The following is a 12,307-nucleotide window of genomic DNA, read 5'->3' on the forward strand; positions in this document are numbered from 1 at the left end:
TGGCCTAACTAAAAACTTAATGATTAACGCGTATTATTGTTTGTGTTCTTGCTGCGAAACGTTAATGGCAGGCGTTACCGTAAAATCCTTTTACGAACCTGCCATTTTGGCAAAAGGGCGTGTTTTAGATTTTACACGCACCGCCTGCACAATCATCATCTTCCTCTACCACGACTTCTTCTTGACGTGGCATAGGCTCGTTTGCTTTAGCGTCTAACGCCGAGGTGTCTGAAGCACCGTCACGAGTGTTATGATAATAAAGTGTCTTAACACCAAGCTTGTAAGTAGTAAGAAGGTCTTTAAGCAGAAGCTTCATTGGGACCTTGTTACCTTCATAACGACTTGGGTCGTAATTAGTGTTTGCAGAGATAGTTTGGTCGATAAACTTCTGCATGATACCCACAAGTTGCAGGTAGCCATCGTTTGAAGGAATATCCCAAAGTAACTCGTATTGGTCTCTTAGCGTTTCGTACTCAGGTACAACTTGCTTAAGAACACCATCTTTACTCGACTTAATGCTGATGAAACCACGTGGCGGCTCTATACCGTTGGTCGCATTAGAGATCTGCGAAGATGTCTCTGAAGGCATTAATGCAGACAGCGTAGAGTTGCGCAGTCCGTGTGTTTTGATTTCTTCGCGAAGTGCATCCCAATCGTAATGAAGCGGTTCGTTACATACGCTATCAAGGTCTTTCTTGTAGCTGTCAATTGGCATGATGCCTTGCGAATAAGTCGTTTCGTTAAACTTAGGGCACGCACCTTTCTCTTTAGCCAGGTTGTTCGACGCTTTCAGTAGGTAATACTGCATTGCTTCAAACGTGCGGTGGACTAAACCGTTTGCGCTATGATCTGAATATTTAACGCCGTTCTTAGCAAGGTAGTAAGCGAAGTTGATAACACCCACACCTAGAGTACGACGGCCCATAGTTGCGTTGTACGCAGCAGGGACAGGGTAGTCTTGGTAATCAAGTAGATTATCAAGAGCGCGTACTGCTAGATCGGCGAGTTCTTCAAACTCATCAACTGACTCAATCGCACCTAAGTTAAATGCAGACAGCGTGCAAAGGGCAATTTCACCATTTTCGTCGTTTACATGCTGTAGCGGCTTAGTCGGTAGCGCAATTTCAAGACACAAGTTGCTTTGACGAACTGGCGCAACTTCTGGGTTGAACGGGCTATGCGTATTGCAGTGGTCAACATTTTGAAGGTATATACGACCTGTGCTTGCACGCTCTTGCATGAACAAGCTAAACAGTTCCATCGCTTTGATTTGCTTCTTACGGATGCTGTCGTCGTTCTCGTATTTAACGTATAGCTCTTCGAACTTGTCTTGATCAGCAAAGAACGCATCATAAAGACCTGGAACGTCAGATGGACTAAATAATGAAATGTAGCCATCTTTCATCATGCGCTGATACATAAGTTTGTTGAACTGAACACCGTAGTCTAAGTGACGTACACGGTTTTCTTCTACACCGCGGTTATTCTTAAGCACTAGTAGAGATTCTACTTCCATATGCCAGATAGGGTAGAACAACGTAGCCGCACCGCCACGAACGCCACCTTGTGAACAGCTTTTCACTGCAGTCTGGAAATATTTGTAGAATGGAATACAGCCAGTGTGGAATGCTTCACCACCACGAATAGGGCTGCCTAGTGCACGAATGCGACCTGCATTCACACCAATGCCCGCGCGTTGGCTTACGTATTTAACTATCGCGCTTGCCGTTGCGTTAATTGAGTCTAGGCTGTCGCCTGTTTCAATAAGTACGCACGAGCTGAACTGACGCGTAGGCGTTCGTACGCCTGCCATAATTGGGGTAGGTAACGATAGCTTAAACGTTGAAGCAGCATCGTAGAAACGACGGATATAATCCATACGCGTCGCTTTGTCGTAATTTGCGAAAAGACATGCTGCTACGAGAATATAAAGGAACTGTGCACTTTCATAAATTTCGCCAGTAACACGGTTTTGAACTAAATACTTGCCTTCAAGTTGTTTAACCGCAGCATAACTGAAGTTCATATCGCGCCAATGGTCGATGTAGGTTTCCATTTCTGCGAATTCTTCAGGCGTGTAGTCTTCAAGTAAATGCTTGTCGTACTTTCCTAAATCTACCATTTTTCCAACGTGTTCAAGTAACGCTGGCGGCTCAAATTGTCCGTACGCTTTTTTACGAAGATGGAAAATAGCCAGGCGCGCGGCCAAGTATTGGTAGTCTGGCGCATCAGTGGAGATCAGGTCAGCCGCTGACTTAATCAGTGTTTCGTGGATCTCGCTGGTATTAATGCCGTCATAGAACTGAATTTGCGCTTTTATTTCAACTTGTGAAACAGAAACGTTGTTTAATCCTTTGGCTGCCCATGTAACGACTTTGTGGATTTTTTCTAAGTCGATGGACTCTTTTTCACCGTTTCGTTTGGTGACGAATAAGTTGTTGTTCATGTTACTGGCCGTTTGTCTGTTAGCGCTTGATGCGTGGGCTATCTGTTGCCCATTTTCGTTTTAATTTTAAATGCGTATGTTGTTAACGTTGTTGGCTCACGCCAGTTAAAAACACACACAAAAAGCGGCCTAAACTAATACCAAGAAGTATTGTAGTAGAGACTGCTCGTTAAATTCTTTACTGCTTTTTTGTTTTCAGCGAGATTATTGTTTCAAACTATAAGTGGTGTCCCAGAGACAGTTTGTCATTAGTTGAGATCCCGAAAATTGTCGATGGGATCCCGTGCTGAATTAAACACAAGATAGTGAGGTTTTGTCTTGATTGCAACCCAATATCTGGTGGTATTTCAAGCACTCAATCTGGCATGAAATTTATGTTAGTAACAACTAACTTTTTAGCGTTCTACAAGCGTAAAATATCTGGAATGCAAGCGTTTTAAACAAAATCTTAAGTATAAAAATTAATTTATTCTTAGAATTCAATTTTTATACAGACACGATATATGGTGTTTAAAATATCACCGCAGCCCAACATATAGTGTTAAATTAACTTTGCGCTACTGTATATAGTAAGTAGTTTACGTCTACGTTATTAGACGAAAGATAAAAGCCTTGAGAAATCGGGTCCATATGCAAACCTGTCATGTCGCGAGGAAGCAAACCTGCTTGATCCGTCATCGCCATAAGTTCTGAAGGCTTTATAAATTTACCGTGATCGTGCGTACCTTTAGGTACTAATTTCAGAATGTATTCTGCGCCAAGGATCCCCATCAAATATGACTTCAGGTTTCTGTTCAGTGTAGAGAAGAAAACATGGCCGCCAGGTTTTACTAATTTCGCGCAGGCCATAACAACAGAGGCAGGGTCGGGCACGTGCTCTAACATCTCCATACAGGTAACTACATCGAACTGACCAGCGTTTGCTTCTGCAAATGCTTCAGCCGTTGAGCAGACGTAGTCAACTTTAACCCCAGACTCTAAACCGTGAAGTTTGGCCACTTCTAACGAAGCCTCTGCCATATCTAGCCCTGTAACTATTGCTCCAGCACGAGCCATAGATTCAGCGAGAATGCCGCCACCACAACCTATGTCCACGACTTTCTTATCAAATAACCCTTGGCTATGTTGATTAATGAAGTCTAGGCGCAGTGGGTTAATAAGGTGTAGTGGCTTGAATTCGCCTTCTGGATCCCACCATCGAGACGCAAGTTCAGAGAATTTATTGATTTCTTGTTGATCGACGTTCGTCATTAGTAAAACAATCCTTAACCTATCTCTTCTTAAGATATCGTAAATTCAGGTTGTGTTTCACTGTTTTTAAACAGAAATAGCTAAATTATACGAAGGGATGAACGAAAAATAATCGCTTGCCTTTTAGTTGATTAATAAGCGTAATTAAGCGCTACATAATTCTGTCATCAAGTGGTACACTCGAAGCACGATTATGACCCACATAATAACAACAGTGCGCTCCCAAGCCTTGCTTTCACAATGATGTGAAGTTAAGCGCTGGATAACGCAGAACAAACCAAAATAAAGGGATTAAGCAGTTTATGTCTGATAACGCTAAAGAAATCCTCCCCGTTAATATTGAGGAAGAGTTAAAGAACTCCTACCTTGATTACGCGATGAGCGTTATTGTCGGGCGAGCCTTGCCTGACGTAAGAGATGGCTTGAAGCCAGTGCACCGTCGTGTGCTGTTCGCAATGAACGAACTGAAAAACGACTTTAACAAGCCATACAAAAAATCTGCCCGTGTGGTAGGTGACGTAATTGGTAAATATCACCCGCACGGTGACTCTGCGGTTTACGACACTATCGTTCGTATGGCCCAACCGTTTTCACTGCGCTACATGCTGGTTGACGGTCAAGGTAACTTTGGTTCTGTAGACGGTGACTCTGCCGCTGCGATGCGTTATACCGAAGTTCGCATGGCGAAAATTGCGCACGAATTACTTGCCGATTTAGATAAAGAAACCGTTGATTTTGTACCTAACTACGACGGTACTGAATTTATCCCTGAAGTATTGCCAACTAAGGTGCCTAACCTTCTAGTTAACGGTTCGTCAGGTATTGCAGTTGGTATGGCGACAAACATACCGCCGCATAACCTTACCGAAGTCATCAACGGCTGTGTTGCTTTAATTCAAGATCCATCGATCACCATTGATGATCTGATGACCCATATTCCTGGTCCTGACTTCCCAACGGCGGCGATGATCAGCGGTCGTAAAGGTATTGAAGATGCGTACCGCACTGGTCGCGGTAAAATTTATCTTCGTGCTAAAGCCGAAATCGAGACAGACAACAGTGGTAAAGAAACCATTGTTGTTAATGAAATCCCTTACCAAGTTAATAAAGCACGTCTTATTGAAAAGATCGCTGAACTGGTAAAAGAGAAGCGTATTGAAGGCGTTTCGGCACTGCGTGATGAGTCTGATAAAGACGGCATGCGCATTGTTATTGAAGTAAAACGTAACGAATCTGCCGAAGTTCTGCTTAACCATTTATATGCCAATACCCAGCTTCAAACGGTATTCGGTATTAATATGGTTGCGCTAGACAATGGTCAGCCTAAAGTATTTAACCTTAAAGAGACGCTTGAAGCCTTTATTCTTCACCGCCGTGAAGTGGTAACACGTCGTACGGTATTTGAATTACGTAAAGCCCGTGACCGTGCCCATATCCTTGAAGGTTTGGCAATCGCACTTGCTAATATCGACCCGATTATCGAGTTGATTAAAGCATCGCAAAGCCCGGCAGATGCCAAGAAATCGCTTGTTGCACAAGGTTGGGACTTAGGTGATGTTGCACAAATGCTTGAGCGCGCAGGCGATGACGCTGCACGCCCTGACTGGTTAATGCCAGAATTTGGTATTCGCGACGGCAAGTACTATCTAACAGAACAGCAGGCGCAAGCGATTCTTGACCTACGCTTACACAAGCTAACAGGTCTTGAGCACGAGAAGATCCTTGAAGAATACAAGCAACTTCTAGAGCTAATCGCAGAACTTCTTCACATCCTTAATAGCCCAGAGCGCTTGATGGAAGTGATTCAAGAAGAACTTGAAAAAGTGCGTGACGAATTTGGTGATGAGCGTCGCACTGAAATTACCGCTGCAAGTCACGATATTGATATTGAAGATCTAATCGAGCAAGAAGACGTTGTTGTAACGCTTTCTCGCGAAGGTTATGTGAAGTACCAGAAACTTACAGATTACGAAGCACAACGTCGAGGCGGTCGTGGTAAATCTGCAACTAAGATGAAAGATGAAGACTTCATCGAAAAACTTCTTGTTGCGAATACCCACGATCACATACTGTGTTTCTCAACCCGAGGTCGCTTGTACTGGTTGAAAGTGTATCAATTACCGTTTGCTAGCCGAAATGCACGCGGACGCCCGATTGTGAACATACTGCCGCTAGAAGATAATGAACGTATTACTGCTATTCTTCCTATTAAAGAATTCGAAGAAGGCAAGTTTGTACTGATGGCAACGGCAAACGGTACAGTGAAAAAGACTGACCTAAGCCTATATTCTCGCCCTCGTTCAAGCGGTATTATCGCTGTTAACCTAAATGAAGGTGATGAGCTAATTGGTGTTGATATTACCCATGGTGATGACGACATCATGTTGTTCTCTGATGCCGGTAAAGTAGTTCGCTTTAACGAGAAGCTTCGCGACAGCGAAACCGGTGAAGTTAAGCGTGACCCAGAGACTGGGGAAGAGTTACTAGCTCTTCGTCCTATGGGAAGAACAGCAACAGGTGTTCGCGGTATTCGTCTGCAAGATGGTCAAAAAGTGGTATCACTTATTGTTCCTAAAGGCGACGGCCCAATCCTGACAGCAACAGAGAATGGTTTCGGTAAGCGTACACCGCTAGACGACTATCCAGCTAAGAGCCGTGCAACACAGGGTGTTGTATCTATCAAGGTATCTGAGCGTAATGGTAAAGTAGTTGGCGCGGTTCAAGTAGACGAAACCAATGAAATTATGCTTATTAGTGACCAAGGCACACTGGTTCGTACCCGTGTAGGCGAAGTGTCAGTAGTAGGCCGTAACACACAAGGCGTTCGCCTAATACGCACAGTAGAAGGTGAGCACGTTGTAGGGTTACAGCGTATTGAAGAAGTGGCAGAGTTGCAGGAACTCGATGAGGACGGTAACCCAATCATTTCAGACGATGCGCCAGAACAAGCAGAAACTGCTGTTCAAGAGCAAGAAAACACCGCAGAAGACGGTGACGGCTCAACGACAGAAGAGTAGGGATAGCGCGCAGGCTTAGGCCATGCGCATTATCAGTGTTCTTTCAAACAAGCGGCTTTTGCCGCTTGTTTACCTAATAGGCCCGCAAAATGTTTGAGATAAAGCGGGTTGAACGGTACTTATCTACAGGTGTTGAAAAACGCAATGAAAGAGGTTTTTAACTTTAGTGCTGGGCCGGCCATGCTTCCTAAAGAAGTGATGGAAAAGGCACAATCAGAATTTACAAATTGGCGCGATTTAGGCTGTTCTGTAATGGAAGTTAGCCATCGTGGTAAAGACTTCATTGAGATAGCCGCAAAAGCAGAGCAGGATTTGCGTGACTTGCTATCTGTGCCATCTAACTACCATGTGCTTTTCACACACGGTGGTGGACGCGGGCAATTTGCTGCTGTTCCCCTCAATTTGTCATCCGCCGATGATACCAGCCTTCATTTAGTGAGCGGATCTTGGTCAAAAGGCGCGGTGAGTGAAGCGAGTAAATACAATAACGCGGTAGTAGTGGGCGACGTTACAGAAAAAGACGGACTTCACTATATCGCTAAGCCTGCTCTGAGTGATATCGATCAGTCTGCGGCCTATTACCATTTTTGCCCGAACGAAACGGTAGACGGTATTGCTTTCGATTGGCTACCAGAGTCGGGAAAGGTGCCGCTGGTTTCTGATATGTCCTCGACGATATTGTCACAACCGCTAGATGTAGCAAAGCACGGTGTTATTTACGCCGGTGCACAAAAGAACATTGGGCCAAGCGGTTTGTCTGTGGTGATTGTTCGTGAAGACCTGGTTGGTAAAGCGCGTAAAGAGACGCCCTCTATCTTCGATTATGCTCTAGCGGCAAAATCTGACTCTATGTACAACACACCGCCTACTTTTTCATGGTATTTGGCAGGGCTTGTATTTGAGTGGCTTAAAGATATGGGCGGCGTTGATGCTATGGCTAAACGCAATGCTGAAAAGGCGGCGTTATTGTATTCAGCTATCGACAGTTCTGACTTTTATTCAAGTAAAGTTCACCCTGACAACCGTTCAAAAATGAACGTGCCGTTTCATTTAGCCAATACTGAACTTGACGGATTGTTCCTTAAACAGTCACAAGAAGCTGGGTTACTTGCTCTTAAAGGGCATCGTTCGGTAGGGGGCATGCGTGCCAGTATTTATAATGCAATGCCGGTAGAGGGCATTGTTGCGCTAGTTGAATTTATGCGTGAATTTGAAAGAGTGAATGGATAAAATGGAGCAGTTAACATTAGACCCGATTGCAAAAGTATCGGGAGAGGTCAATGTACCTGGCTCAAAAAGTCTGTCTAACCGCGCACTGTTGCTTGCTGCGTTAGCACAAGGTGAGACTGAATTAACTAACTTGCTTGATAGCGAAGATATCGAGCATATGCTAAATGCACTTACTAAGTTGGGTGTTAGCTATCGCTTAAGCGAAGATAAAACTCAATGCGTTGTGCAAGGCAATGGTGGCGCATTTGAGGTGGCTGAGCCACTTGAGCTTTTCTTAGGTAATGCCGGTACAGCGATGCGTCCTTTATGCGCAGCACTTGCCGCAAGTAACGTGGATACCGTGTTAACGGGTGAACCGCGAATGGAAGAGCGCCCAATTGGCGATTTAGTGGATGCACTACGCGAAGCAGATGCTGACGTATCTTATCTTAAAAATGAAGGTTACCCTCCGCTTCAAATTAAAGGTAAGACGTTAAACGGTGGCGAAATGTCGGTTGATGGCAGCGTGTCTAGTCAATTTTTAACGGCGCTTTTAATGGCAGCACCCCTGTTTTCAGGAGATGTGACTATTCGTATCAAAGGCGAATTAGTGTCTAAGCCTTATATCGATATCACGCTAGACACCATGGCTAAATTTGGCGTCAGTGTAGAGAATGACAACTACCAGAAGTTTACGGTTTCTGCTGACGCTAAGTACGTTGCGCCAGGTAAATTTATGGTAGAAGGCGATGCTTCTTCTGCATCTTACTTCCTTGCAGCCGGCGCTATTAAAGGCGGAACGGTACGCGTAACCGGAATTGGGCAGAAAAGCATTCAAGGTGATATCCGCTTTGCTGACGTGCTCGAAGCCATGGGTGCAAAGGTAGTGTGGAACGATGAATATGTTGAAATAACCGGTGCGCCACTTAAAGGTGTGAACATGGATATGAACCATATTCCGGATGCCGCCATGACCATTGCCACTACAGCGCTGTTTGCTGAAGGTCCTACGACCATGACTAACATCTATAACTGGCGTGTTAAAGAAACAGACCGACTTGCGGCTATGGCAACCGAACTTCAAAAGCTAGGTGCGAAAGTAGAAGAAGGTCACGACTATATAAAAGTATGGCCAACTGATTCGCTAAAACATGCTGAAATAGATACGTATAACGACCACCGTATTGCAATGTGCTTTTCACTAGTTGCATTAAGCGATACGCCGGTAACAATAAACGACCCAGGTTGTACACGCAAAACCTTCCCAGACTATTTTACCCGCTTTAAAACTTTATATAGCGCGTAAAAGCCTTGTAAAAATGAGTCAGAGGTCAATGAAGGGCTATGTAGGTTAACCCTTTAGTTGCTTCGTTGATCTGAATCAGATTTATCCTAATGTACAATGCCGACTCTAAGAGGCGGCATTGCTTATCTCTCACTAAAGCGTATAATTGCGCGCGATTTTTAGTAATTTAAACGATGGAGCAGGTATGCATTCCACACCCGTAGTCACGGTTGACGGTCCTAGTGGTGCAGGCAAAGGTACGTTAAGTAGCTTGCTAGCAAAAAAATTAGGGTGGCACTTTCTAGATAGCGGCGCAATTTACCGCGTATTAGCAGTTGCTGCACTTCACCACGACCTTCCGTGTGATGATGAAGAATGTGTTGTTCCTCTAGCAACCGGTCTTGATGTTAGTTTCGAGACGAATGGCGATACCACTCGCATTATCTTAGAAGGCGAAGACGTTACTGACGATATTCGTACTGAAGAGGTTGGCGCTGTGGCATCAAAAGTTGCAGCACTACCTCGTGTTCGCGAAGCGCTACTTCGCAGACAGCGTGCTTTCCAACAAGATCCAGGTCTTGTTGCTGATGGCCGCGACATGGGGACCGTGGTATTTCCTGATGCGCCTGTAAAGATTTTCCTTACAGCAAGCGCAGAGGCCCGTGCTGAACGGCGCTATAGCCAGTTGAAAGCAAAGGGCATGGATGTTAATATTGCGCGCCTTTTAACCGATATCAAGGCAAGAGACGAGCGCGATACACAACGTGCGGTGGCTCCTTTGGTACCGGCACAAGATGCAGTAATTATAGATTCAACGGACTTGGATATTGACCAAGTCTTTGAAAAAGCGATGGATATTATTTCCTCACGCCTTTAATGACGAGAGCTGATCGCATCCAAAGCAGTGTTGCTACAGGAAGTGGCGACTAATTTTAATAACCCCGCGTTATCCGGATAAGAAGCGTGGATATCAACTTAAAAGTTTATTTGAGACTTATGACTGAAAATTTTGCACAACTTTTTGAAGAAAGCTTACAAGAACTAGAAACACGTCCTGGTTCAATTGTAAAAGGTACTGTTGTTTCTATCGACAAAGACATCGTTCTTGTTGATGCAGGCTTGAAATCAGAAAGTGCTATCCCAGCTGACCAATTTAAAAATGCTGAAGGCGAACTAGAAATCGCTATCGGTGACCAAGTAGACGTTGCACTAGATGCAGTTGAAGATGGTTTCGGTGAAACTATCCTTTCTCGTGAAAAAGCGAAGCGTCACGAAGCTTGGGTTGAGCTGGAAAAAGCTTACGAAGATAAAGCTACAATTAAAGGCGTTATCAACGGTAAAGTTAAAGGCGGTTTCACTGTTGAAGTTAACAGTGTACGCGCGTTCCTTCCTGGTTCTCTTGTTGACGTACGTCCAGTACGTGACACTACGCACCTTGAAGGCAAAGAGCTTGAGTTTAAAGTTATCAAGCTAGACGCTAAGCGTAACAACGTTGTTGTTTCTCGTCGTGCAGTTATCGAAGCAGAAAGCAGCGCAGAGCGCGAAACGCTTCTTGCTAACCTTGAAGAAGGTCACGAAATCAAGGGTATCGTTAAGAACCTTACCGATTACGGTGCGTTCGTTGACCTTGGTGGCGTAGACGGTCTTCTACACATCACTGATATGGCTTGGAAGCGCGTTAAGCACCCAAGTGAAATCGTGAATGTTGGTGACGAAATCAACGTTAAAGTACTTAAGTTCGACAAAGAGAAGCAGCGCGTTTCTCTTGGTATGAAGCAAATGGGCAACGATCCATGGCAAGAAATTGCTTCTCGTTACCCAGAAGGTACTAAGATCAACGGTCAGGTTACTAACCTTACTGACTACGGCTGCTTCGTTGAAATCGAAGACGGCGTTGAAGGTCTTGTACACGTTTCTGAAATGGACTGGACTAACAAGAACATCCACCCATCTAAAGTTGTTAACCTAGGTGACACTGTAGATGTAATGGTTCTTGAAATTGACGAAGAGCGTCGTCGTATTTCTCTAGGTCTTAAGCAGTGCATTGCTAATCCTTGGGAAACATTTGCTGAGTCACACGAAAAAGGTGACAAAGTGTCTGGTAAGATCAAGTCAATCACTGACTTCGGTATCTTCATCGGTCTTGACGGCGGCATCGACGGTCTAGTTCACCTTTCTGACATCAGCTGGAACAAGTCTGGTGAAGACGCGGTTCGCGACTACAAGAAAGGCGACGAAATCTCTGCAGTTGTACTACAAGTCGACCCAGAGCGTGAGCGTATCTCTCTTGGCGTTAAGCAAATCGAAGAAGATCCTTTCAACAAGTATCTGACAGATAACAAGAAAGGTGCTATCGTTACTGGTACAGTAACAGCAGTTGATGCGAAAGGCGTTACTGTAAACCTAGCTGAAGAAGTTGACGGCTACATCCGCGTTGCAGATCTTGCTGTAGAGCGTGTTGAAGACGCAACAGAAGCGGCTAACGTTGGTGATAGCATCGAAGCGAAGTTCATGGGCGTTGACCGTAAGAACCGCACTGTTAACCTATCTGTTAAAGCGAAAGATCAGGCTGACGAAAAAGAAGCTATCGATAAAGTTAACCAGCAAGAAGATGTTGGTTTCGCTAACGCGATGGCAGAAGCATTTAAAGCTGCTAAAGGCGAATAATGCTTTTGTGGGTGTGCATCTGCACACCCAATTCGCGATAGCTGTTTAAACAATAATATTGACAACGAGGTTAAACATGACCAAGTCTGAATTAATTGAACGGCTCGCGGATCAAGCGCGTCATATTCCGGCGAAAGAACTCGAACTGGCGATAAAAGAACTTCTAGAGCAAATGGCGCAAACTCTTCAAAAGGGTGAGCGTATTGAGATTAGAGGTTTTGGTAGTTTCTCTCTTCACTATCGCGCTCCACGAGTAGGTAGAAACCCTAAAACGGGTGAAACTGTGAAACTAGACGGTAAATATGTACCGCACTTTAAACCTGGTAAAGAGCTTCGCGAAAGGGTAGACGCCTCAATCGCATAATGCATTTTAAAAGCCGCTGTAAAGCGGCTTTTTTGTGCCAGATGGAAAGTATCATCACAATAAGCCTT

The 12,307-nt window shown here is 44.6% G+C and carries 8 protein-coding genes; 6 read left to right on the top strand and 2 right to left on the bottom strand.

Features of this window, described 5'->3' with window-relative positions; all coding sequences use genetic code 11:
- Positions 1–124 precede the first annotated feature (124 nt).
- Together nrdA and ubiG are read right to left on the bottom strand one after the other, a co-directional pair.
- On the bottom strand, positions 125–2,446 hold the full coding sequence (gene nrdA, locus ACYX4N_RS10825; protein ID WP_474825818.1) for a class 1a ribonucleoside-diphosphate reductase subunit alpha: 2,322 nt from the start codon (positions 2,444–2,446) through the stop codon (positions 125–127).
- 546 nt (positions 2,447–2,992) lie between these two features.
- Positions 2,993–3,697, bottom strand: a complete 705-nt coding sequence (ubiG, locus tag ACYX4N_RS10830) for a bifunctional 2-polyprenyl-6-hydroxyphenol methylase/3-demethylubiquinol 3-O-methyltransferase UbiG (protein WP_474806587.1) — start codon at positions 3,695–3,697, stop codon at positions 2,993–2,995.
- 302 nt (positions 3,698–3,999) lie between these two features.
- Here ubiG and gyrA point away from each other — a divergent pair, with 302 nt between their 5' ends.
- From gyrA to ihfB, 6 genes are all read left to right on the top strand, one after another.
- A complete protein-coding gene (gene gyrA, locus ACYX4N_RS10835; protein ID WP_476054027.1) occupies positions 4,000–6,714 on the top strand; it encodes a DNA topoisomerase (ATP-hydrolyzing) subunit A in 2,715 nt (904 codons plus the stop codon).
- 144 nt (positions 6,715–6,858) lie between these two features.
- A complete protein-coding gene (serC, locus tag ACYX4N_RS10840; protein WP_476054028.1) occupies positions 6,859–7,944 on the top strand; it encodes a 3-phosphoserine/phosphohydroxythreonine transaminase in 1,086 nt (361 codons plus the stop codon).
- A 1-nt stretch (position 7,945) separates the two neighbouring features.
- Positions 7,946–9,229 (top strand): 3-phosphoshikimate 1-carboxyvinyltransferase, encoded by a 1,284-nt coding sequence (gene aroA / locus ACYX4N_RS10845; protein WP_476054029.1) that lies wholly within the window; start codon positions 7,946–7,948, stop codon positions 9,227–9,229.
- A gap of 184 nt (positions 9,230–9,413) precedes the next feature.
- Positions 9,414–10,085: a (d)CMP kinase gene (gene cmk, locus ACYX4N_RS10850; RefSeq protein WP_014976668.1), complete on the top strand. Its 672-nt coding sequence runs from the start codon at positions 9,414–9,416 to the stop codon at positions 10,083–10,085.
- Between the two features lie 119 nt (positions 10,086–10,204).
- A complete protein-coding gene (rpsA, locus tag ACYX4N_RS10855) occupies positions 10,205–11,875 on the top strand; it encodes a 30S ribosomal protein S1 (RefSeq protein ID WP_474806593.1) in 1,671 nt (556 codons plus the stop codon).
- Between the two features lie 76 nt (positions 11,876–11,951).
- Positions 11,952–12,239 carry an integration host factor subunit beta gene (gene ihfB / locus ACYX4N_RS10860; RefSeq protein WP_014949641.1) on the top strand — a complete coding sequence of 96 codons (288 nt, stop codon included), beginning with the start codon at positions 11,952–11,954 and terminating at the stop codon, positions 12,237–12,239.
- The last annotated feature ends 68 nt before the right edge of the window (positions 12,240–12,307 follow it).

The organism is Alteromonas sp. ABH4_452, assembly GCF_056311825.1.

Coding starts and splice junctions, on each gene's coding strand:
- nrdA (WP_474825818.1), bottom strand. CDS start 2,446: ATGAACAACAACTTATTCGTCACCAAACGAAACGGTGAAAAAGAGTCC.
- ubiG (WP_474806587.1), bottom strand. CDS start 3,697: ATGACGAACGTCGATCAACAAGAAATCAATAAATTCTCTGAACTTGCG.
- gyrA (WP_476054027.1), top strand. CDS start 4,000: ATGTCTGATAACGCTAAAGAAATCCTCCCCGTTAATATTGAGGAAGAG.
- serC (WP_476054028.1), top strand. CDS start 6,859: ATGAAAGAGGTTTTTAACTTTAGTGCTGGGCCGGCCATGCTTCCTAAA.
- aroA (WP_476054029.1), top strand. CDS start 7,946: ATGGAGCAGTTAACATTAGACCCGATTGCAAAAGTATCGGGAGAGGTC.
- cmk (WP_014976668.1), top strand. CDS start 9,414: ATGCATTCCACACCCGTAGTCACGGTTGACGGTCCTAGTGGTGCAGGC.
- rpsA (WP_474806593.1), top strand. CDS start 10,205: ATGACTGAAAATTTTGCACAACTTTTTGAAGAAAGCTTACAAGAACTA.
- ihfB (WP_014949641.1), top strand. CDS start 11,952: ATGACCAAGTCTGAATTAATTGAACGGCTCGCGGATCAAGCGCGTCAT.